The 21,195-nt window shown below is 70.7% G+C and carries 22 protein-coding genes; 6 read left to right on the top strand and 16 right to left on the bottom strand.

The features are described from left to right. From CCN37_RS18650 to CCN37_RS18625, 6 genes are all read right to left on the bottom strand, one after another. Positions 1–1,377, bottom strand: coding sequence for a sugar transferase (locus CCN37_RS18650; protein ID WP_246843128.1), 1,377 nt, complete (start codon positions 1,375–1,377; stop codon positions 1–3). 440 nt (positions 1,378–1,817) lie between these two features. Then, positions 1,818–2,549 carry a hypothetical protein gene (locus CCN37_RS39975; RefSeq protein WP_086822444.1) on the bottom strand — a complete coding sequence of 244 codons (732 nt, stop codon included), beginning with the start codon at positions 2,547–2,549 and terminating at the stop codon, positions 1,818–1,820. Positions 2,550–3,098: 549 nt separating this feature from the next. Then, entirely contained in the window at positions 3,099–3,923 is an 825-nt protein-coding gene (locus CCN37_RS18640; protein WP_086822441.1) for a carbohydrate ABC transporter permease, read from the bottom strand. Further along, positions 3,920–4,957 (bottom strand): carbohydrate ABC transporter permease, encoded by a 1,038-nt coding sequence (locus CCN37_RS18635; RefSeq protein ID WP_246843127.1) that lies wholly within the window; start codon positions 4,955–4,957, stop codon positions 3,920–3,922. Before CCN37_RS18635 ends, CCN37_RS18640 begins: the two co-directional genes overlap by 4 nt. Continuing rightward, a complete protein-coding gene (locus CCN37_RS18630; protein ID WP_086822438.1) occupies positions 4,954–6,186 on the bottom strand; it encodes an extracellular solute-binding protein in 1,233 nt (410 codons plus the stop codon). The genes CCN37_RS18635 and CCN37_RS18630 overlap by 4 nt, the downstream gene beginning before the upstream one ends. A gap of 1 nt (position 6,187) precedes the next feature. Then, complete coding sequence (locus tag CCN37_RS18625; protein WP_086822435.1) at positions 6,188–7,201, bottom strand: LacI family DNA-binding transcriptional regulator; 1,014 nt, start codon at positions 7,199–7,201, stop codon at positions 6,188–6,190. Positions 7,202–7,360: 159 nt separating this feature from the next. On the opposite strand from CCN37_RS18625, the gene CCN37_RS18620 reads away from it, so the two are divergent. Beyond that, positions 7,361–9,271, top strand: a complete 1,911-nt coding sequence (locus CCN37_RS18620; protein WP_210408102.1) for a glycogen debranching N-terminal domain-containing protein — start codon at positions 7,361–7,363, stop codon at positions 9,269–9,271. On the opposite strand, the gene CCN37_RS39060 is transcribed toward CCN37_RS18620, so the two are convergent. After that, positions 9,156–9,764 (bottom strand): hypothetical protein, encoded by a 609-nt coding sequence (locus CCN37_RS39060; RefSeq protein WP_143261672.1) that lies wholly within the window; start codon positions 9,762–9,764, stop codon positions 9,156–9,158. The genes CCN37_RS18620 and CCN37_RS39060 overlap by 116 nt on opposite strands. Positions 9,765–9,840: 76 nt before the next feature. Between CCN37_RS39060 and CCN37_RS18615 the strand changes: the two genes are divergently transcribed. Further along, positions 9,841–10,299, top strand: coding sequence for a MarR family winged helix-turn-helix transcriptional regulator (locus tag CCN37_RS18615; RefSeq protein ID WP_086822432.1), 459 nt, complete (start codon positions 9,841–9,843; stop codon positions 10,297–10,299). Here the strand turns inward: CCN37_RS18615 and CCN37_RS18610 are convergent. Continuing rightward, entirely contained in the window at positions 10,259–11,191 is a 933-nt protein-coding gene (locus CCN37_RS18610; RefSeq protein ID WP_086822429.1) for a LysR family transcriptional regulator, read from the bottom strand. The genes CCN37_RS18615 and CCN37_RS18610 overlap by 41 nt on opposite strands. An 84-nt stretch (positions 11,192–11,275) precedes the next feature. On the opposite strand from CCN37_RS18610, the gene CCN37_RS18605 reads away from it, so the two are divergent. Further along, positions 11,276–12,097, top strand: coding sequence for an LLM class flavin-dependent oxidoreductase (locus CCN37_RS18605; RefSeq protein ID WP_086822426.1), 822 nt, complete (start codon positions 11,276–11,278; stop codon positions 12,095–12,097). Further along, complete coding sequence (locus CCN37_RS18600) at positions 12,094–12,957, top strand: alpha/beta fold hydrolase (RefSeq protein ID WP_246843126.1); 864 nt, start codon at positions 12,094–12,096, stop codon at positions 12,955–12,957. The genes CCN37_RS18605 and CCN37_RS18600 overlap by 4 nt, the downstream gene beginning before the upstream one ends. Here the strand turns inward: CCN37_RS18600 and CCN37_RS18595 are convergent, their stop codons facing one another. After that, positions 12,958–13,941, bottom strand: coding sequence for a penicillin-insensitive murein endopeptidase (locus CCN37_RS18595; protein ID WP_210408101.1), 984 nt, complete (start codon positions 13,939–13,941; stop codon positions 12,958–12,960). Between the two features lie 189 nt (positions 13,942–14,130). Here CCN37_RS18595 and CCN37_RS18590 point away from each other — a divergent pair, with 189 nt between their 5' ends. Next, complete coding sequence (locus CCN37_RS18590; RefSeq protein ID WP_086822423.1) at positions 14,131–14,643, top strand: hypothetical protein; 513 nt, start codon at positions 14,131–14,133, stop codon at positions 14,641–14,643. Between the two features lie 139 nt (positions 14,644–14,782). Here CCN37_RS18590 and CCN37_RS18585 read toward each other — a convergent pair whose 3' ends face one another. Further along, positions 14,783–15,250: a MarR family winged helix-turn-helix transcriptional regulator gene (locus CCN37_RS18585; protein ID WP_210408100.1), complete on the bottom strand. Its 468-nt coding sequence runs from the start codon at positions 15,248–15,250 to the stop codon at positions 14,783–14,785. Positions 15,251–15,370: 120 nt separating this feature from the next. Here CCN37_RS18585 and CCN37_RS18580 point away from each other — a divergent pair, with 120 nt between their 5' ends. After that, positions 15,371–16,522 (top strand): PP2C family protein-serine/threonine phosphatase, encoded by a 1,152-nt coding sequence (locus tag CCN37_RS18580; protein WP_246843125.1) that lies wholly within the window; start codon positions 15,371–15,373, stop codon positions 16,520–16,522. Between the two features lie 104 nt (positions 16,523–16,626). Here the strand turns inward: CCN37_RS18580 and CCN37_RS18575 are convergent, their stop codons facing one another. Genes CCN37_RS18575 through CCN37_RS18550 form a run of 6 tightly spaced genes read right to left on the bottom strand, consistent with a single transcriptional unit; the run spans position 16,627 to position 21,195 of the window. Beyond that, positions 16,627–17,022 carry an ATP-binding protein gene (locus tag CCN37_RS18575; protein WP_168200730.1) on the bottom strand — a complete coding sequence of 132 codons (396 nt, stop codon included), beginning with the start codon at positions 17,020–17,022 and terminating at the stop codon, positions 16,627–16,629. Positions 17,023–17,026: 4 nt separating this feature from the next. Further along, positions 17,027–18,550: a PP2C family protein-serine/threonine phosphatase gene (locus tag CCN37_RS18570; protein ID WP_086822412.1), complete on the bottom strand. Its 1,524-nt coding sequence runs from the start codon at positions 18,548–18,550 to the stop codon at positions 17,027–17,029. Beyond that, positions 18,547–19,545 carry an ATP-binding protein gene (locus tag CCN37_RS18565; protein WP_086822410.1) on the bottom strand — a complete coding sequence of 333 codons (999 nt, stop codon included), beginning with the start codon at positions 19,543–19,545 and terminating at the stop codon, positions 18,547–18,549. Before CCN37_RS18565 ends, CCN37_RS18570 begins: the two co-directional genes overlap by 4 nt. Beyond that, positions 19,542–19,961, bottom strand: a complete 420-nt coding sequence (locus CCN37_RS18560; RefSeq protein WP_086822407.1) for an anti-sigma regulatory factor — start codon at positions 19,959–19,961, stop codon at positions 19,542–19,544. Before CCN37_RS18560 ends, CCN37_RS18565 begins: the two co-directional genes overlap by 4 nt. Next, positions 19,958–20,335 carry an STAS domain-containing protein gene (locus CCN37_RS18555; RefSeq protein ID WP_086822404.1) on the bottom strand — a complete coding sequence of 126 codons (378 nt, stop codon included), beginning with the start codon at positions 20,333–20,335 and terminating at the stop codon, positions 19,958–19,960. The genes CCN37_RS18560 and CCN37_RS18555 overlap by 4 nt, the downstream gene beginning before the upstream one ends. Continuing rightward, complete coding sequence (locus CCN37_RS18550) at positions 20,332–21,195, bottom strand: STAS domain-containing protein (protein WP_086822401.1); 864 nt, start codon at positions 21,193–21,195, stop codon at positions 20,332–20,334. Before CCN37_RS18550 ends, CCN37_RS18555 begins: the two co-directional genes overlap by 4 nt.

Below are 21,195 nucleotides of genomic sequence, written 5' to 3'. Positions count from 1 at the left end.
TCAGTACGCTCCCTTGCCGCCGACAACCGCCGACACCGTTTTCCACAAGATCACCAGGTCCATGGACAACGACCAGCTCTCGACGTAGCGCAGGTCGATCCGGACCGATTCCTCCCACGAGAGGTCGCTGCGGCCGCTGACCTGCCACAACCCCGTCATCCCCGGCTTCACCAGCAGCTTGCGCCGCGCGTCCTGGCCGTAGCTGGCGACTTCCTCCGCCAGTGGCGGCCTCGGCCCCACCAGCGACATCGAGCCGAACAGCACGTTGAGCACCTGGGGCAGCTCGTCCAGGGAGTAGCGGCGCAGCACGGCCCCGACCCTGGTCACCCTGGGGTCGCGGCGCATCTTGAACAGCGGGCCGGACCCCTGGTTCGCCGAGGCGAGACCGGGCTTCATCGCGTGCGCGTCCACCACCATCGAGCGGAACTTGAGCATCGGGAAGGCCGTGCCGCCCCGGCCCACCCGGCTCTGCCGGTAGAACACCGGGCCGCCGTCGTCGAGCTTGATCGCCGCCGCGATGAGCAGCAGCACCGGCGCGGCCAGCAGCGTCAGCACCAGCGCTCCCACCCGGTCCATCACGGCTTTGAACAGGCGCGGGATGCCGCTGAAGGTGGGCGCGCTGACCCAGAGCATCGTCAGGCCGAACACCGGCGCGACGTGCAGCCTCGGGCCCGCGACCTCCATCAGCGCGGGCGTGACCACCAGTTCGGCGGTGCCGCCCTCCAGGTCCCATGCCAGCCGCTGCACCCGGTCGGGGGTCCACTCGGGAGCGGGCGCCACCGCCACCACCCGGTACCCGCCGAGACGCGTGCGCTCGACCAGCTCGTCCAGGTTGCCCACCACCGGGACGCCGTCGACCTCGGCGATGTTGCCGACGCCCAGCCCCGTCGGCGTGCAGACCGCCTCCACGCGCCAGCCCAGGTGCGAGTCGGCCCTGGTCCGCCGGATCAGGTCCTGCACGGCCTCCACGGTCCCCGCCGCGAGCACCGGGAGCAGGCAGCTGCCGTCCCTGCGGCGCGCGTGCAGCACCTTCCGTAAGAGGAAGCGCTGGCTCACGGCGGTCACCGCGAGCGCGGGCATGCCGACGAAGACCCACGGCCGCAGCTCGTCCAGCCGCAGCGCGAGCGCCACGACCGACAGCGCGAGCATCGCGATCACGACGGCCCGACCGACCCTGCGGAACTCCTCCGGGCCCTGTCCCAGCACCCGGACGTCCCACGCCCTGGACAGCGACAGCATGACCATCGCGACCAGACCCGCTCCCCCAGCGAGTGAAGCCGCCCAGCGCGGTGAGTACGCGGCGCTACCGCTCATGACCGTCCCCACGGCCACAAGAGTGTTCACGACCACGATCGCGCAGAAGTCACTGGCGATCACCGACCGCTGGTAGCGCTGTTCCCAACCGAGTGTACTTTTCGGAAGTTGTAACGCGGGGTTGTCATGAAACGATGTATTCGATTTTGATGTCCCAGGCAGAACCGATGTCACTTTTTCACCTCAGTGGTCCACGCCACACACTTTGGGTGCTCGAGGCGTAACTCTTCTAATAATCCCTGGTGAGGACCCTTAAAAGCGCACAGCACAACGCCGTTGGGAAATTACCGGCAAGTCGACCCCGCTTCGACTTTCCACCCACACCAGCATCGCGCCGGGCATCAATTACACCCCGTCGCCGAGCAAACGTAATCAATTCAAGAAAGCATCTGCCATCGTCCGTTCGGGGGACGCCGGACGGACTTAGCGTGACGCTCGCCCATTATTGCTGGTAGACCCACCGTGACCAAGCTCGCCGGGATGATTACGTGCCATGATCGTTGTCACTCGGACATCGGAGCACGCCCACGACCGTGACGTGGCGGAGACGTGACCGTTGTTTCACGTCCTCGTCCCTCGATCCGAGGAGGCGGGATGACACCCGGTGCGGCGACCCCCAACCGGCTCGGATCGGGCCGCGCGGGCCTGGTCAGGTACGGCCGCAGCAGCCGCGACAGCGCCAGGCCCGGCGCCAGCAGGGGCACCAGCAGCGAGAGCGCCGCCGCGACCACCCCCGCCCGCAGCACGTCCCTGGGCAACAACCTGACCCGCCGGACGACCATCCGGCCACGATTGGGTGTCGAAAGCACGGCCAGCAGGGTGACGAACCCGAGGAACGCCGCCGCCGCCCGCCCGAACGCGGGGCTGTAGCCCAGGCCCTCGCCGGCCACCATCAGCACGAACCAGCCGAGCAGTGCCGGAGCCTGCGCCCGAGCGCTCGTCGCCGCCCACAGCAGCCCCGCCGCCACCGCGAACCAGCCGAGCAGTCCACGGTGGACCGGATCGCGCAGCCACGCCGAGACCGCCGCGAGCCAGTCCGGGTCCGGAGAACCGAAGCGCCCGGTCACCGAGCGCACGACATCCAGCGGAGACCACTGCGCCCCGCCCTCGACGAACTGCCCGCAAACCCACGCCAGCACCCACAGCGACAGCGGAACGGCCAGCAGCAGCTGCGCCCTCGGCCTCGCGGTCAGCGCGGTCCACACCTCGGTCAGGTCCCGAACCCTCGCCGCCACCGCTACTCCCCCGCTCGGCCCGCCCCGTGACTCGATCGTCGTGGCGGCCACCGGGCCGGGCAACCCGGAGAACCCGGCCGGGGACAGGCGAACACCGGCACTACCCGCCGGTATCACCCTTCTGCCCCGCCATGCCCGGAGAACGGTGTGAAGACACGGAAACACCACTCGTGGCACCATCGAAGACGGAAGCGGTCGGTGCGTACGTGTCCCCCGGGCCTCACCCCTTCGGCCGTCGTGGAATACCGGTCACGCAGGAGCCACGCCGGGCCATTCGCCGAGAGGCGACCTACGCCCGACCGCTTCCTCCGTCGGCGTGTTCGGTCGCTGCGCGACCTTCGCCGTCTCCTCACCATGTTGGGGGGCCGAGCCCCCCACGCCCCCCACGGTGCGAGCTCCTGCCGACCCAGCACGGTTCCGTTGTCGGGGACCAGCATCGGGTGGTCGGGGGCCGATGTCTGCCGCCATCCCCGCCCAACCACCCTTGAGGCACCAACCCCTGCACACGCACCCGCCACCTGGACGCGCGCGGGCCGAGAGCCAACGGCGTCAGCCCTTGACGGCGCCGCCCAGTTGGTTGCGGATGAAGTGGCGTTGGGCCAGCAGGAAGACCACGGCTACGGGGATCGTGGAGACCAGGGCGATGGTGAGCTTGAGCGGGAGCTGCTGGCCCTCGCCGAGCGCGCCGCTGACCAACCGGGCCAGGCCGAGCGTCAACGTCTCGTAGCGGGTGTCCGAAGTGGACACCAGGAAGTGCGCGAACTCGTTCCAGGAGTTCTGGAAGGCCAGCACCGCGAGCGTGGCCAGCGCGGGCCGGACCATCGGCAGCACCACGTTCCACCAGGTGCGCACCACCCCGGCGCCGTCGATCCGGGCGGCCTCCTCGACCTCGCGCGGAACCTGCTCGAACGCCTGCTTGAGCAGGAAGATCCCGATCGCGTCGGTGATCAGCGGCAGGATCATGCCGAGGTAGGAGTTGTACATCGAGAACTGGCGCAGCAGCAGGAACTTCGGGATCAGCAGCACCACCGCGGGCACCGCCGCCAACGCCAGCACCCCGGAGAACACGAGCTTGCGGCCGGGCCAGCGCAGCCGGGCCAGCGCGTAGCCCGCCATGGCGTCCACGAGCAGCCGCCCGAAGGTCACGCACAGCGTCACCAGCACGGAGTTCGCCAGCCAGCGCGGCACCTCCACGGACGGATCGGTCGCCACGCGCTCGTAGGAGGCGGTCGAGAAGGGGTCGGGCACGAGCGACAGGGGGTTGGCCACCGCGTCCGCGTCGGTCTTGAAAGTGGTGACCAGCTGGATCACGAACGGCCCCAGGTAGCAGACCGTGCCGACGAACAGAACCGCGTAAGCTAACACGCGTTTCATGACGTCCTCCCGTCGCGGAGCAGGCGGCGCTGCGCCCAGGTCAGCACGACGATGATCGCGAAGAGCAGGAAGGCGATCGCCGCGCCGAGGCCGTAGGAGCCCTCCGCGAAAGATCGCTGGTAGGACAGGAAGGCCGGGGTCAGCGTGGTCTTGGCGGGGTTGCCCTGACCCATCACGTAGATCTGGTCGAAGACCTGCCAGCTGCCGATCAGGCCCATCGTCAGCACCACGAAGACCGTCGGCATCAGCATCGGCACGGTGACCTTGGTCAGCCGCTGCCAACGCGTGGTGCCGTCCACGTCCGCCGCCTCCAGCACGTCCTCCGGCAGGTTCTGCAACGCCGCCAGGAAGATCAGCATGAAGTTCCCCGAGGTCGTCCAGATCATCAGCAGCGTCACCGCCGACATCGCCACGGACGGCCCCGACAGCCACTCCCACAGCGTCAGGCCCCACAGCCTCGTCCCGCTCAGCCACTCCGGCGGCGCGGACGGGTCGACCAAGCCCAGCGCTCCGAGCAGTTCGTGCACCACGCCACGAGGGTCGGCGAACCACGTCGGCCCGTCGATGCCGAGGAAGCCGAGCACCGCGTTGATCGCGCCGGAACCCGAGAACAGGAACAGGAAGACCACCGAGATCGCCACCGCGCTGGTGACCGACGGGAAGTAGAACGCCGCGCGGAAGAACCCGCGCCCGCGCAGCGTCCTGTTGTGCACCACCATCGCCAGCCCGAGCGCGAGCACGGTCTGAACGGGTACTGAGATCACCACGAAGTAGAAGGTGTTGCGCACGCTCAACGCGAAGTCACGCCGTGCCAACCCGTCCTCGGTCAGCAGGGCCGCGTAGTTGTCCAACCCCACCACCGGCGCCTTGCCGGAGAGCGGGCTGTACGTGCCGTCCCAGTCCAGCACGCTGACCCACAGCGCCAACAGCATCGGCAGCAGCACGAACGTCGCCAACAGCGCGATCCCCGGCGCCGCGAACATCCACCCCGCCACCGCCTCCCGACGCTTGGCGCTCACCCCCGTGCTGGTCACCGGCCGAGCACCTGTTCGGCGTTGCGCTGCGTGGACGCCAGTATCGCCTTGGGGTCGGTGCCGCTGGTGAGGCCGAGCAGCTGCGCGTCGAAGTCCTTCAGCACCGACTCCAGGCCCTTCGCGGTCGGCTCGCCCTGCGCGTAGTCGGCCCCGGCGAGGAACGCCTGCTGCTCCGGGTGCGAGCGCGCGAACAGGCTCGCGGCGAGGCGTCGAGACGGGATCACGCCGAAGCCCTCGCCGAGCGCGTTCTGCTGCGAGACGTCGGTGAGGTGCGCGACCAGGCTCTCCGCTGCCTGCCGGTTCTTGCTCACCGACGGGATGCCCCAGCAGTTGGTGAACGCGAGCGTCCCCTTGCCCGCCGGGCCCGCTGGCAGTTCCACCGCGCGCCACTTGCGCTGCGGGTAGTCCTTGCTCAGCGCGCCGATCACCCAGTTGCCCTCGACGACCATGGCCGCGCTGCCCTTGCCGAGCGCTTCGCCGCTCCAGCCGGAATCGATCTGCTTGGCGAACGCCGTGCTCCCCGACCGCAACAAGCGCTGGACGTAGTGCAGGGCTTGGAGATTCTGCCGACTGTCCACAGTGGCCTTCTTGCCGCTCGGATCGACCAGCCACCCGCCCGCCTGCTTGAGGAACACACCGATGCGGTCGACGTCGTCCATCAGCACCAAGCCCTTGCGCTTCGGCGTCGTGAGCCGCTTGGCCACCGCCTCCAGCTGCGCCCAGTCCTTCGGCAGGTCGGCGTCGGTGAGCCCGGCGCCCGTCCACGCCTCGGTGTCGATCACCAGTGCCAACGTGGAGAAGTCCTTGGGAGCGCACACGAACTTGCCGTCGTGGGTGAAGATCGAGCGCAGGTTGGGGTAGATGTCGTCGGCTCCCGGCAGCCGCTCCGCGTAGGTGTGCAGCGCGCCGGGCTGGGCGTAGCGGGAGAAAGCGCCGGGCTCCAGCACGAACAGGTCCGGCGGAGTGCCACCGGCGAAGCCCTGCCCCAGCTGCTGCGGCAGATCCGCCGAAGCCACCACGTTCACCCTGTTGCCGGTGCGCTGCGCCCAGGTCTGCATGATCGACCTCGTGGCCTCCAGCTCGACGCTCGTCGCCGACCCGAGCAGCACTTGCAGCGTCGCCGGCCCAGAGGCTTGTTGTCCCGGAGCGTCGTCGAAACCCTCGCCGCAGCCGGCCAAGAGCAGGGAGGCCGCCAGCGCCACCCCGATGTGGCGCCGTCGTCGGTTCATGTCATCTCCTCCCGCTGCTCGCTCGCACCACCAGTTCGGGGCGCAGCAGCGATCCGCTCACGGATTGGTTGTCCAGCAACAACAAGATGTGTTCGGCGACCCGCTCCAACGGCTGCCGCACGCTCGTCAGCCCCGGCAGGGTGGCCGACGCGAGCGGGCTGTCGTCGAAGCCCGTGACCGCGACACCGGTCCCGGCCGCGACACCGCGCTCCGCAAGCAGCGCCAGCGCGCCGAGCGCGACCGCGTCACTCACCGCGACCAGCGCGGTCGGCGGCTCAGCCGAGTCCAACAACACCGCAGCACCACTGCGCCCGGCATCGATCGTGTTGGCACCACGAATGATCAGACCGTCCTCTGTGGACAGACCGAAGCCCTCGGCCGAGTCGCGCCAGCCGCGCAGCCGGTCGTCGCCGACACCGTCGCCCTCCCGCCACCCCAGGAAACCGATCCGCCGGTGACCGAGGGAATGCAGGTGCTCGACGACCTGAGCCATGCCGTGCGCGCCGTCGACGTCCACCCACGCGCCAGCCTGACCGGGACCCCACGTGCGACCGAACGCCGCGAACGGCACACCCTGCTCAGCCAGCCAACCCGGCCGGGGATCGCCCACCACCGTCTCGGCCAGCACGAAGGCGTCGACCGCGCGCTGGGCGAGCAGATCCTCGTAGACCTTCAGCCCCTCGTCCCCGAGCGGCGCCGTGAACAGCAGAACGTGCCGATCACGCGCCTCCGCCGCAGCGCACAGGGCGTGCAGGAAGTCGTCCATCAGGGGCGTGAGGACTCCCCGGTCGCGCGGGGTCATCCGGTAGCCGATCATCCCGCTGCTCCGCGTTCGCAGGCCGCGCGCACTGCGGTTGGGCCGGTACCCCAGCTCCTCGATCGCCGCCTGGACGCGCTCCAACGTGTCCGGGTGCAGCCTGTGCGGAGCGTTGAGCGCGTTGGAGACGGTCTGCCGTGACACCCCGATGTGCGCCGCCACCTGCTCCAGAGTCGCCCCTGCGCGGTTGCCGGTCATGAAAGCCCCTCCCAAGTTCGCCGCCGAGGTGTCAGACTGTGTCGCATCGCCGATATGAACGTTCAAACAACCCCTGCGGCGACGATTTGAACGTTCATATGGCGCGGAAGAGTGAACGCCGTCACAGGATTTGTCAAGAGCGCACACCAGGAGCTGCCAGTGGCTGACCGGGTCTACCTGCAACCGACGCTGCACGAACTCGTCACGGTGCTGCGCGCGCCGTCCGCCGTTCTCAGCGCGGCGGACGGGCAACTGCGGGCCGAAGGCGCCCAGGGCTTCTACCGCGACGACCGCCGGGTGTTGTCCCGGCTGGAGGTCGACGTGGACGGGGTCGCCCCGACGCGCGTCGCCCACCGAGCCGAGGAGGCTGAGCGGGCGCGGTTCCTCTGCGTGCTGCGTGGACTCGGCGAGCCGTCCGCGGACCCGAAACTGCACCTGCGCCGCGAACGCCAGCTCACCGACACCGACCTGGTCGAGCGCTTCGAGCTGATCAACTCCGGTTCGACCCCGGTGACCGCGACCGTGCGGGTCATCGCCGCGACCGACCTCGCCGCGATCACCGCCGTCAAGTCCGGCGCCGTACCCCGCCCGCTGACCCCGACCGTCGAGAAGTCCTTGGCGCGCTGGGAGAACGACGGCGTCCGCGTGGAACTCCGCTTCGACGGAGTCGCCGAGTCCACAGTGGACTCAGCCGTGATCACGTGGCGGATGTCGCTGGAGCCAGGGGCGAGCTGGCGGACCGAACTCGCCGTGGCCGCGGCAGAGGACGGCGCGGATGGCTTTCTCCCGCGCAGGCCAGCGAATCCGCCGAAACTCACCAAGATCGTCACAACAGATCACCGAGCCGCGCGGCTGGCCGAACGCGGTCTCGCCGACCTCGACGGTCTCCTGCTCGCCGACCCGCAACAGCCAGGAGCCGCGTTCCTGGCAGCGGGCAGCCCGTGGTTCTTCACCCTCTTCGGCCGAGATTCCCTTTGGGCTGCAAGGCTTTTGCTGCCCAACAACCGGGATCTCGCCCTGGGCACGCTGTGGGCGCTCGCCGCGCGTCAAGGCAGGCGCGAGGACCCCGTCACCGAAGAGCAGCCCGGCAAGATCCTCCACGAGGTGCGCCGAGGCGAGCTGAAGCTGCCCGGACTGACGCTTCCGCCGCTGTACTACGGAAGCGTCGACTCAACCGCGCTGTGGGTGTGCCTGCTGCACGACCTGTGGCGCGCCGAGGGCGACATCGAGCGCGTCCGCCCGCTGCTCCCGCACCTGCTCACCGCGCTGGAATGGATCGCCGGTCCCGGTGACGCGGACGGAGACGGCTTCTGCGAGTACGCGGGCTCTGACGGCGCGGGCCTGGCGAACCAGGGCTGGAAGGACTCCTCCGACGGAGTCCGCTGGGGCGACGGCCGGATCGCGAGCCGACCGCTCGCGCTGTGCGAGGTCCAGGGCTACGCGCACGCGGCCGCGCTCGGGGGCGCCGAAGTGCTGGACGCGCTGGGCGAACCCGGCGGGCAGCGGTGGCGGGACTGGGCGGCGGCGCTGCGCGAGCGCTTCCGCGCGGCGTTCTGGGTGAGCGACAAGTTCGGCAGGTACCCGGCGATCGCGCTGGACGGCCAGAAGCGCGCGGTCACCGGGCCGTCGTCCAACATGGGCCACCTGCTCGGCACCGGCATCCTCTCCTCGCCCGAGGCGGAGTTGGTCGCGGAGATCCTGGTGCGCAAGGACATGAACTCCGGCTACGGTCTGCGCACGCTCTCCGCCGACACGGCCGGGTACAACCCGCTGAGCTACCACTGCGGCAGCGTCTGGCCGCACGACACGGCGATCGCGATCTTCGGCCTGCTCGCCGAGGGCCAGCAGGAGCGGGCGATGGTGCTCGCCGAAGGGCTCCTCGCGGCCGGGGAAGCCTTCGACTACCGCCTGCCCGAGCTCTACGGCGGGGACAGCGCCGCTGACGGCGATCCGGTCACGGCGTACCCGGCCGCGTGCCGCCCACAAGCGTGGTCTGCCGCTGCTGGGGTCGCGGTTGCCGGTTTCCTCGCCGGGCAGCCGCACCCGATGGCGCGGCCTGTGCTCGCCTGAGCTTGCCCCAGGGCTTGTAGTAGGAGAGCACGGTCGCGAAGACCAGCAACGTGATCACCACGATCGCGTTCATCAGGAGGGAGTTCTGGATCGAGCCGACGACCGAGGCGTCGAGGGTGGCGATGTCAGCGCCCAGCACGCGCTGGCCCGCCTCGCGCATCAGCCCGGCGATCGCCAGGTTGCCGCCGAGCAGCGTCGCCACGTTGATCGCGATCTTGGCGACGACCCAGTAGTGCTTCACCAGCCCCCAGTGCGTGCCCACCGAGAGCACGATGCCGCTCACCAGCGTGCCGAAGCTGAAGGGCGCGTAGAGCGCGGGCCCGAACTCGCCGAGCACCACGTAGGCGGCGTGCAGCACGCGCGGGTTCTCCGTGGTCACACCCGTGATCGCGAGGATCAGCGCCATCACCTCGAAGCCGATCCAGGCGACCCCGAACAGCACGTGCACGAGCAGCGCGAGTTTGCGCGCCTTGGGCTTGAACTGACGGCTCACGGTGACTCCTCCCCTGTGACTTCCACAAAGAAACCATTCGTGACCTGAATGGTTTCTCAGCGGTAGTGTCTGGGGCATGGAGACACCGAAGGGCGTGGCGTTCCTGCTCTCCCAGCTGGGGGCGTTCGGGGCGCAGCGCTTCGCCGAGCGGCTGCGGCCGCTGGAGATCGAGCCCAGGCACGTCGGCCTGCTGCGGATGATCTCGGCGGCCGAAGGCGCGTCGCAGCAGGAACTGGGCGAGCGCATGGGCGTGGTGCCGAGCCGGATGGTCTCCTTCATCGACGACCTGGAGGGACGGGGGCTCGTCGAGCGCAGGCGCAACCCCACGGACCGCCGTGCCTACGCGCTGCACCTGACCGACAAGGGCACAGCCATGCTGCGCCAGGCGATGCTGATCTCCGTGGAGCACAACGAGGAGGTCTGCGCGCCGCTGTCGCAGGACGAGCGCGACGTCCTCGCCCAGCTCCTCGGCCGCCTCTCCGCCGCCCACAACCTCATCCCCGGCGTCCACCCCGGCTACCGCCACCTGCGCTGAGCGGCCACCGCGCCGCGATGTCCCTGGTGACCTCAAGGGTGATGTCGAGGACGCGGCGCGCCAGCGGTGACAGGGTCCGCCCCGCGTGCCAGGCGAGGTAGATCTCGCGCAGGGCGAGCACCGGGACCAGCTCGTGCGTGCACAGGATCTCGTTGTCCGCGCGGAGATCGAGCGCCAGCAAGGGCATGACTGCAACACCCATGCCCGCGCGGACCATCGAGATGACCCCGCGGTTGTCGGCTGTCCGGAACACGATCCGCGGCGCCACCCCGGCCTCGGCGTACACCCGCTCCACCCGCGCCTGGTCGCAGATCGGCGGCTGGGCCACCATCGGCCTCCCGTGCAGGGCTTCGAGCGGCACCGGCCCGTCCGGGAAGTCACCGCGCCGCGCGACGAGCACGTACGGGTCCTCGATCACCTTGGTCTGCTCGACGTCGCCGCCGATCCGGCCGTCGAAGAACAGCAGGTCGAGGCCGTCCGACAGCGGCGGATCGGTCTCCTCCTCGAACAGCCGGATGTCCGCGGCCGGGAGCTCGTCCCGAATCCGCCGCACCACGGGCGGCAGGATCTCGTTGGTGACGCTCTGGAAGGTGCCGATGTCCACCCGGCCCTCACCCGCGTTGAACCGCTCCACGGCCTCGGCCGTCGACGCGGCGCGGGCCAGCAGCTCCCGGCCGTGCGCGAGCACCACCGCGCCGAGCGGGGTCAGCCGCACCGCCTTCGGCCCGCCCGGCCGGTCGAACACCGCGCCGCCGACCGCCCGCTCCAGCGCGGCGATCTGCTGGCTCACCGCGGACTGCGTGTAGCCGAGGCGCTGGGCGGCCCTGCCGAACGTGCCCTCCTCGACGACCGCGTCGAGGGTCGCCAGATGCCGCAACTCGAAGGTCACCACAGCGCCGAATTATCAGCGTGGCTGATCGCTTTGATCACTATCAATCGCTTTTCTTGATGTCTTCGCGTCCTTAGCGTTTCTCGCATGACCAAGTGCGCGCTCTGGCTGCCGCTCTTCGACGAGCTGGCCGACCCGATGCTGATCACCCGCCTCGCCGCCGAGGCCGAGGAGGCGGGCTGGTCCGGGCTCTTCGTCTGGGACCACATCCGCTGGCGCGAGCCGGTGCGCGAGACGGCTGACCCGTGGATCACCCTCGCCGCCGTCGCCACGGCCACCGAGAAGCTGCGGTTCGGGCCGATGGTCTCGGCGATCGCCCGGCGCAGGCCCACGAAGCTGGCCAGGGAGACCGTGACGCTCGACCGGCTCGGCAACGGGCGGCTCACCCTCGGCGTCGGCCTGGGCAGCGACCGTTTCGGCGAAGAGTTCTCCCGCACCGGCGAGGAGGCCGACGACCGCGTGCGCGCCCGAAAGCTCGATGAAGCCTTGGACATCCTGGCCGCCGCGTGGTCCGGCGAGACCGTGCACCACCACGGCGAGCACTACACCGTCGACGGCATCCGGTTCCTGCCGACGCCGGTGCGACCGGAAGGCATCCCGGTGTGGGCGGCGGGTTTCCCGGGCAAGATCCGGCCAATGCGCAGGGCCGCCCGCCTCGACGGGTTCTTCCCCGTCAACCTGACTTCGCCCGACGAGTTCGCCGAGGCGGTGAGCCAGGTCAACGACCTGCGCGCCGGGGACGACCGGCCCTACGACTTCGTGGCGGAGGTCGAGCCCGGCGCCGACGTCTCGGCCTACGTCCGGGCCGGGGCGACCTGGTGCCTCACCGCGTTCGACCCGCACTCGGTCTCCGCCGACGAGGTGCGCGGCGTGCTCCGCGACGGCCCGGCGATCACGGCAGTCCTGTGACCAGCATCCCCATGACCAGCAAGGAGAAGCCGATGGAAGAACTGATCACCGCGAACGGCGTGCGGCTGTGCGTGGAGACCTTCGGCGACGCGACCCACCCGGCGATCCTGCTGATCCACGGCGCGGGCGCGTCGATGCTCGGCTGGGAGAACGACCTCTGCTCGGCGATCGCCGAGCAGGGCCGCTTCGTGATCCGCTACGACAACCGCGACACCGGCCGCTCGGTCAGCTACCCGCCCGGCGAACCCGGATATTCCTTGTCGGACTTGGCCCGTGACGCCGTCGGAGTCCTGGACGCGCTGGGCGTCGAGCGCGCGCACGTCGTGGGCAGGTCGATGGCCGGGGCGATCGCGCTGACGCTCGGCGTCGATCACCCGGACCGGGTGGCGTCGCTGACCTTCGTGACCACCACGCCCGGCGGCGAGGACCTGCCGCCGATGTCCGAGGACTTCCTCGCGCACACCTCGCAGAACCCGGACCCGACCGACAGCGCGGCCGTCGTGGAGTTCGTCGTAGGCCTGCTCAGGGCGTACTCGGGCGGCTCGCCCCACTTCGACGAGCACGCGACGCGCGCGCTCGTCGAAGAGGACGTGGCTCGGACGACGAACATCGCCTCGGCCCTGACCAACCACTTCCTCATCGACTTCGACGGCCCGACCTCAGGCGGTTTCGGGGACATCGCCGTGCCCGCGCTCGTCGTGCACGGCGAGTTCGACCCCGTGTTCCCGCTGCCCCACGGCGAAGCGCTGCGCGATGCGATCCCCGGCGCGGAACTGCTGGTCCTGGCGGGCGCGGGGCACGAGGTCCCGAGGCAGCTGTGGCACACCTTCGTCCCGGCGCTCGTCGCGCACACCCGTTAGCTAACAGGTGTAGAGACTGCTGGGGTGGGCCTTCGCGCAGTAGCGGACGTGCAGGTGGTTGGAGTGGTTGACCAGTGGCTGCGTCAGGCCCTCCTTGATCAGCACGGGGTCGTTGAACCAGACCACCTTGACGTGACCGGGCGCCGCCGCCCTGATCGCCTTGACCAGCTGCCGGGTCGCGGCGCGGTCGTAGGTGGCGGACTCCCAGGTGATCCGCCCCGCCGAGCACTGCTTGCTGTCGGTGCGGATGGGCCAGAGATCGACGTCCATGCCGACGCGGTGGCTGGAGTGGCCGTTGATCGCGCCGCCGTGCTCGTAGCTGACGTCACCGAGCGGGATCTTGCCCTGGTTGGTCGCGGCGAAGGTGCGAGCGGCCGATTCGAGCTGGGCGACGGTGCTCGCGGTTCCCCAGTTGGCGGTGCCGTTGCCGTCGGGGTCCTTGTCGCACAGCCCGGCGCCGAAGTCCGGGTAGTCGAAGTGCCACACCAGGTTCTCCCAGGTGATGGGTCCCGCGACGCCGTCCGCGCCGATGCCCGCGTGCGACTGGAAGCTGGTCACGGCCTGCTTGGTCGCGGCGTCGAAGGTGCCGGTGACCTTCAGCGAGAGCTTGCGCTTGGCGTTGAGCTGCGCCTGCAACGCGGAGACGGCGTCGCCCTTGTCGCCCTCGCGCACCTGGACCACGAGCGCGGCCCAGGTCTTCGGCCCGACGATGCCGTCGGCGGGCAGGGACTTGGCCTGTTGGAAGGCTTTGACGGCGGTCGCGGTGTCCGCGCTGAACACCCCGTCGACCGCCGTGGTGGCCTGCCCGTGCTGGCGCAGCAGGTACTGCACGGCGGTGACGTCCGCGCCCCGGTTGCCCGCGCTCTGGGCGTGGTGGAAGGCCCCCGAGTAGGCCAGCGCCGACGGTGTCGCCACGCCCAGCGCCAGCACCGCCACCGCACCGACTGCCAGGCTTCTGACCAGGGTTGACGTGCACTTCAACATGAACGGTCTCCGTCCCCGGGGGAATTTGTTAAGACTTTTTCCCATGGAGTCCGGGATGCGGCAATCCACCACCTGGACCACCCGGACGAGTGAACGGATTCGAGTCCTTGCGGGCCTCGGTGATTACATGACCGCGCGGTTCGGGGAGCCATGCGCGGCGGTGTGTCGCGCCCTGCCCAGGAGTCCCCTTTGTCCGACCTCCCCGCCGACAACACCGCCCCGGAACACGAATCCTCTTCACCGGGAAGCCCCGCGCGAGGCGTCCGACTTCCGTTCCCGGTCTGGTCCCTGGCCCTGGCGACCTCGGCGGCAATCGCGGTCGTGCTCGGCGTCCTGCTGACCGACCAGCTCACCTCCACCGGCACCCCCGGCAGGGACGGCAGCGCGACGCACCCGGGCGAGGGCGGCGCGGACCAGCGCTACGAGACCAACCCCGACGGCAGGCCGATGGAGTACCAGCCCGGCCGCACCTCGGTCACGCTCGTCCCGACCACCACGGTGATCAACGGGAGCACGCTGGTCACGCCGAGCCCGTCGCTGATCCAGCTGCCCTCGATCGTCGTGCCCACGGTGGTGCTGCCCGTGCCGAGCCAGGACGACCCGCCGACGACGACCACCTCGGCGCGACTCGTCACCACGACGCCGACGACGACCGCGACGACCCCCGCGGGCACCACGGTCGCGCCGCCGCCCAGCCGCTGACGAGGACACGCCGAGGGGGTACTTGACCTACTACTTGCACAAGGGCAACAGTCGCTCGCTAGAATTCTTGCCCTAGGGCAAACATCTTCTGGAGGCTGGCGGCATGTCGAGGCTTCACGGGTCTGGGCACTCCTCGGCGCTAGCCGGTCTCCCCGCTGCGCAGCCCCGCGCGCACGGCGGCCACCCGGAAGGCGTCCAACCCCGCCAGCAGCGCCTCCCTGGCCTGCGGGTTCATCGCCTCCAGCACCCTGGCCAGCTCCTCCCGCCTGGTCAACCGCAGCTCCTCGAGCAGGCGCTGGCCGTCCTTGGTCAGCCGCAGCGACACCTCGCGGCGGTCGGTGGACCCCGTGGTGCGCGCGAGCAGACCCGCGGCCTGCAGCCGATCGCACAGCCGGCTCGCCGAGGACGGGATCGCGCCCAGCTCCTCCGCCAGTCCGCCGAGGGTGAGCGCGCCGTGCTGCTCCACCACGAGCAGCGCGCGCAGCTGGGACGGCGAGACCTTCGGGTGCAGGCGCTCCGAGCTGCGGCCCCAGACGATCACCAAGGCCTCCGCGGCAGCCTCCACTGCGGCCGCGATGTCGGCCGGTTGGTGGTTGGTGTGCCGCACCGGCGTCATACTCCACTCTGACGAGAAGTCGACATCTCCGCCCCGCTTTCGGGGCATCCACTAGAACAACGGCCACGGGCGGGGCCGTCCATTCCGCGCCCGGCGCCCCAGGAGGACCTGTTGCACCCGACCCATCGGCTGGCTGACGTCGAGCGTGCCATGGCGAGCGCGCCCGCGCACAGCCTCGGCGACGCCGTGCGGGACATTCTCCACACCCGCTACGGAGCCGCGGAAGCCGAGGTGTTGCTTGCCGACTACCGGTCGCGCTCCCTGGAGCCCGTGCTGCACCCGGGATCGGGCGGGCACCCCGTCCCTTCCTCCCCGGCCGGCACCGCGTTTGCCCAGCAGAGGACGGTGGTCGACGGGGACTTCCACCACCTGCCGATCAGCGTCAGGGGTGACCGCCTCGGCGTGCTGCGCCTGCGCTGGGCGGGGACACCGCCGGGGGATCTCGAGCTCGCGGAGCTGACCGAGCTCGCCGCGCGCGTCGGGCAGGCGCTCGTCGCCGCCGAGGTCGTCACCGACCGCTTCCGCAGGGCCCGCCGCACCGAACGGCTCACCCTGGCCGCGGAGATGCAGTGGGACCTGCTGCCCGGCCGCGGCCTCGACCAGGCGGAGTTCAGCCTCGCCGGTCAGCTGGAGCCCGCCTACGCGGTGCGCGGGGACAACTTCGACTGGAGCTCCGACGAGGAGCACCTGACCATCGCGGTCACCAACGGCATGGGCGAGAGCGTCGACGCGGCGCTGCTGACCAGCCTGGCCATCCACGCGCTGCGCAACGCCCGCCGCGCCGGTGTCGAACTGGCCGACCAGGCGGCACTGGCCGACCAGGCGATCTGGGCGCAGCACGGCGGCAAGCAGCACGTGTCCACGCTGCTGCTGCAGATCGAGCTGGCCACCGGGCGGCTCGCCGTGATCGACGCGGGCTCCCCGCAGATCTGGCGCCTGCGCGGCGATGAGGTGCTGGACATGCGGTTGGAGCCGCAGCTGCCGCTGGGCATGTTCGACAGCACCCACTACCTGGAGCAGCGCTTCGAGCTGGTGCCGGGCGACCGCCTGATGATCATCAGCGACGGTGTCTACGAAGCGCGTTCCGGCGAGCGCAGCTACGGCGACGAGCTCCTGTCCGCGTTGCTGGCGAGCACCAGGGACCTCTCGGCGGCGGAAGCCGTCCGCGCGCTCCTCGCCGACCTCAGCCGCTTCGGCGGCGAAGCCGACCCCGAGGACGACGCCGTCGCGGTCTGCCTCGACTGGCGCGGCCGCCCCTCCTGACCCCCACCCCACGACGCGGTCCTTCGCGTTTTGGCTACTTGTTGCGATTGGGGAGCGCTCTCTTTCGCAACGAGTTGCCAAAACGCTCAACACGGGCGTGGTGGTCAGGGGGTCATGGTGGCCCAGACGACCTTGCCGTCGGGGTGGTGCTCGATCCCCCAGCCGGTGCTCAGCGCTCCGACGATGACCAGGCCGCGGTGCCGCTCGTCGGTCGGGCCGGTGCTGCGCAGGCGGGGCAGCTCGACACCGCTGTCGCCGGTCTCCATCCGGATACCGGCTCCCACCCTGCTCAGGCCGAACCACACCTGACCCTCGCCGTGCTCGACGGCGTTGGCCACCAGCTCGTTCGCGACCAGCACAGCGTCGCGCACGAGCTCCTCCGGCATCGCCCAGTCGCCGAGCACCCGCGTCACGAGGGCCCGGACCGCCGCGCAGGCTCCGGGATCGCGTTGCAACGGGACGACGGTCCGCGTGGACTCCGAACTCGCTGCCTCTGGCACGCACTCACTCCGCATCAGGGTTCTCAGGTGCCACTCGCTCGCACAGGAGAAGACACATGTCGTCCTCGTGCCGACTGTCCGTCAACAGATCGGCCAGCATCGACCGGACCAACGGCTCCCCCTGGATACCGGGATCGGCAGCAAACGCACCGGTCAAACGTCTCAAACCGGTATCGATGTCGTAGTGCCGTCGTTCGACCAGACCGTCGGTGTACAGCAGCAGGCCCCCACCGGGCTCGATGACCGTGGTGTGCTCCGGCACGTCCAGGCTGGCCAACGGCAGTCCGAGCAGCGGAGCCTGCCGCTCGGTGAGCAGTCGCGCGGCGCCGTCCGGGGACCGCAACGCCATCGGCAGGTGCCCGGCGCCCGCCCACCGCAGCACCCCGGTCTCCGGGTCCAGCTCGGCCAGCACCGCGGTCGCGAAGAGGTCGGTCTCCTGCGTCCGCATCAGCTTGTGCACCAGGCCGAGCGTGGTCGCGGGCCCGTGCCCCTCGATCGCGTAAGCGCGCAACGCCTTCTGCAGCTGGCCCATCATCAGCGCCGCGTCGATGCCGTGCCCGGTCACATCGCCCACGGTGAGCACGAGCCGCCCGTCCGGCCGGGTGAACGCGTCGAACCAGTCGCCGCCGACGTTGATGCCGCGCGTCGCGGGGCGGTAGCGCGCGCAGACCCGCATGCCCGGCGGGTGCGGCAGCGCGGGCAGCATCGCCCGTTGCAGCGTCTCGGCGAGGTCGCGCTCGCGCTCGTACTCGCGGGCGTTGCGCATGGCGACGGCGGCACGGCTGGCCACGTGGTTGCCCAGCTCGCGCTCGTCCTCGTCGTAGTCGGGCTGCTGCCGCCGCAGTTCGAGCACGCCGAGGCTCTGGGTGCCGACCAGGAACGGCAGCACGAGCGTGCCCTCACCGCTCTGCGTGCGGTGCGTCCGCGCGGCGGCGACCACCCGCTGCGAGGGCATGCGCGGGATCTCGTCCTCGGTCGTGGCGGCGCAGGACAGCACCTCCTCGACGGGCACCCACGCGGTGGCCGTCTCGGCGAAGCCCGCGCGCACCAGGTGCTGCACCAGCCGTTGCAGGACCTCGTCCTCGGCCAGCGAGGTGACCAGCATCCTGCTGATCTCGTCGAGGAAGGTGAGCCTGCGCCGCTGCTGCTCCAGCTCCGCGTGCAGGGCGAGCAGGCCCGCGTTGGTCTGCTGCAGCTCGGTCTGGTGCCAGCCGAGCACCTTGCGCTGCTCGGTGATCACCCGCAGCAGCGGGACCAGCAGGGCCTCCTCGCCCAGCCGCTCCTGCTCCTCGCCGAGCACCGGCAGCGGTGTCCCCTCGGGCAGGTCCTCCACCGCGATCCGCACCGTGCCGCCCCCGGCACCGACCAGCGCGCGCAGCTCCCGCGAGGTCGCCACGAGCAGTTCGGCCCGGTTCACGTCGTCGACGGGCAGCTGGAGGACCACGCGCAGCACCAGCTCGCGCAGCCGCGCCGCGTCGGCCTCGCCGCGGACCTCGCGGACGACCAGATCGGTCCTGTCCTGGCTCATCGGCCGCCGCCGTTCCCGGCGAGCACGAGCACCCCCGCGTCGTCCCGCAGTCGGTTGGCCTGCCACAGGATCAGCGCTCCCAGCAGCAGCGGGTCGACCGCGCGCACGCCGGGCCAGTCCGCCAGCGACCACCGCTGGCTGATCCCGTCGGTGTTCATGATCACCATGGTCTCCGTCGTCCACTCCCGCAGCGTCTCCACCGGCCGGTGGCGCTGGGCCCGGTGGCCGACTATGCCAGGGGAGGACACCAGCTGAACGCTGTGCTCCGCCCCGGGTTCGTGCACCTTCACCACTATGTTGCCCACCCCGGCGAAGCGGAGCACCCCGGCCTCGCGGTCGATCGCCACGACCGCGGCCGCGGCCCCCCTCGTCTGCGCGATCCGCTCGCGCATCAGCTCCAGCATGTCCAGCGGCCGCACGAACGGCGACTCGTCGACCACCCGCAAGGCGCTGGCCGCGGCCGCCTCGGCGGCCCTTCCGTGCCCGGAGCCGTCGATGAGCACGGCCGTCACCCGCCGGCCGTCGTCGGCGACCCGCCAGCCGTCACCGCAGGCCGACTCCCCCGGGGCGGGCAGCACGATACCGGCCGCACCCGCGTCGGCACCGCCTTCGAGCCACCGCGCGAGCACCGCGGTTCCCTTGTCGCGCAAGGAGTAGAGGTCGAAGAAGTCCGCAGCGCGGCGGATCGCGCCCATCCCCGTGCCCATGCTCCCCGCGGTGGAGAACCCGTCGGTGAGGCAGCGCTTCGGATCGCGCATGCCCGGCCCCCGGTCCACCGTGACCAGGTTCAGCCGGCCCGGCGCGTGCTGGGCCAGCAGCATGCCGTCGACCGCGTGCTTGACCAGGTTGCTCGCCAGCTCGCTCGCGGCGAGCGCCACCTGGCCGACCGAGTCCTCCGACAGCCCGGCGCGCTTGGCCGCCTCGACCGCGAGCGCCCGCGCCCTGCCCACGTGGCTGGGCTCGTTCACCCGCATGTCCAGCCGGCGTTCGCTCACCTGCGGACCCGCGTGTGGAAGCGCACCGTGACAGTGGTGCCTTCGCCGGGCTTCGAGTCGATCTCGAACTCGCTGGCCAGCCTGCGCGTGCCGCCGAGGCCGAGCCCCAGCCCGCCCGCGGTGGTGTAGCCGTCGGTCAGCGCCAGCTCCAGGTCCTCGATGCCGGGACCGGAGTCGACGAAGCGCAGCAGGATCGTCCGCAGCTTGTCCTCCTCGGTGGAGCGCACCTCCACCTCGCCTCCCCCGCCGTGCAGCAGGGTGTTGCGGGCCAGCTCACTCGCGGCGGTCACCAGCTTCGTCTGCTCGACCAGCGACAGCTCCGCGGCCGAACCGTGCTCGCGGACCAGCTGCCGGACTCCGACGATGTCACCCTCGGACCTGATCGGCATGGTGTCCGCCGCCAGGACTCGGCTCATCGCGCCTCCCCGGACACGTCGAGCCTGCGGATGCCCAGCTGGCGCAGTCCGGCCTCGACGTTGAGCGCGGTGCGCAGCCCGTGCAGCGACAGCCCCAGCTCCACCAGGGTGATCGCCACGGCGGGCCGCATGCCCACGACGACGGTGCGCGCGGCCAGCACCGAGGTGGTCGCGGCGATGTCGTGCAGCACGCGGCCGAGGAAGGAGTCGACGATCTCCAGCGCGGAGATGTCGATGATCACGCCCCGGACGCCCTCGTCGGCGACCTTCTCCGCCAGTTCCCGCTGGAACCGCAGCGCCAGCTCGTCGTGCAGCTCGACCTGGATGCTGACCAGCAGGATGTCGCCGATCCGCAGCAGCGGCAGCGCGTTCACCGCCCGACCGTTCCGCTCGGGGCGCTGACCTGGTAGCCGATCTTGGCGAGCGCGAAGGCCAGCGCGTCCGCGAGACCGGCGCGGGTGGTGACCTCCTCCAGGTCGATCCCCAGCTGCACCATGGTCTGCGCGATCTGCGGGCGGATGCCGCTGATGATGCACTCCGCGCCCATCATCCTGGCCGCCATCACGGTCTTGAGCAGGTGCTGGGCCACCATGGTGTCGACCATGGAGACACCGGTGATGTCCAGGATCGCCACCTCGGCGCTCTGGTCGACGATGGCCTGCAACAGGCTCTCCATGGCGATCTGGCTGCGCGCGCTGTCCAGGGTGCCGATCAGCGGAACGGCCAGGATGCCGCGCCACAGCCGGATCACCGGGGTGGACAGCTCCAGCAGCTGCTCCTGCTGCTGCTGGATCAGCTCGGCGCTGGTGGCCACGGCGATCTCCATGACCGCCACCCGCAGCGTGCCGAGCGCGTCGACGAGCAGCGCGGTCTCCTCGACGCCGCGCTGGCCCTCCACGGACTTCCACAGCCGCACGACCGGGCGCTTGAGCTTGCCGACCTCCACCGCGATCTCACTGGCGGTGTCGCCGAGCCGGGTTCGCCGTCCTGCCAGCTCCATGAAGAGGCCGCGCAGCGCGTTGAACGGACTTGCGGCAGGATCGTCCCCGTCCCCGGTGCGCACGGCCTCGGCGAGCGCGCGGATGACGGCCCCGCAGTCCCGCTCGATCTGCGCGGCGTCGGCGTCACCGGAGTCGAAGAAGGGCAGCCGCCGCCACGAGTCGATGACCTCGGACTCGCGTTCCAGGAGGAAGGAAGCGACCTCTGCTCCGGAATGGCGCTGCTGTTCACCCAT

Source organism: Allokutzneria sp. NRRL B-24872, from assembly GCF_002155965.1.
In the GTDB taxonomy this organism is placed as follows: domain Bacteria; phylum Actinomycetota; class Actinomycetes; order Mycobacteriales; family Pseudonocardiaceae; genus Allokutzneria.
This window is presented reverse-complemented; position numbering and strand designations above follow the sequence as displayed.

Bases quoted from the DNA above. Each gene is read 5' to 3' on its own strand.
- CCN37_RS18615 (WP_086822432.1), top strand. From the start codon at position 9,841: ATGGAGACACCGAAGGGCGTGGCGTTCCTGCTCTCCCAGCTGGGGGCG.
- CCN37_RS18570 (WP_086822412.1), bottom strand. From the start codon at position 18,550: ATGAGCCAGGACAGGACCGATCTGGTCGTCCGCGAGGTCCGCGGCGAG.
- CCN37_RS18625 (WP_086822435.1), bottom strand. From the start codon at position 7,201: ATGACCGGCAACCGCGCAGGGGCGACTCTGGAGCAGGTGGCGGCGCAC.
- CCN37_RS18640 (WP_086822441.1), bottom strand. From the start codon at position 3,923: ATGAAACGCGTGTTAGCTTACGCGGTTCTGTTCGTCGGCACGGTCTGC.
- CCN37_RS18550 (WP_086822401.1), bottom strand. From the start codon at position 21,195: ATGGGTGAACAGCAGCGCCATTCCGGAGCAGAGGTCGCTTCCTTCCTC.
- CCN37_RS18605 (WP_086822426.1), top strand. From the start codon at position 11,276: ATGACCAAGTGCGCGCTCTGGCTGCCGCTCTTCGACGAGCTGGCCGAC.
- CCN37_RS18630 (WP_086822438.1), bottom strand. From the start codon at position 6,186: ATGAACCGACGACGGCGCCACATCGGGGTGGCGCTGGCGGCCTCCCTG.
- CCN37_RS18595 (WP_210408101.1), bottom strand. From the start codon at position 13,941: ATGTTGAAGTGCACGTCAACCCTGGTCAGAAGCCTGGCAGTCGGTGCG.
- CCN37_RS18560 (WP_086822407.1), bottom strand. From the start codon at position 19,961: ATGAGCCGAGTCCTGGCGGCGGACACCATGCCGATCAGGTCCGAGGGT.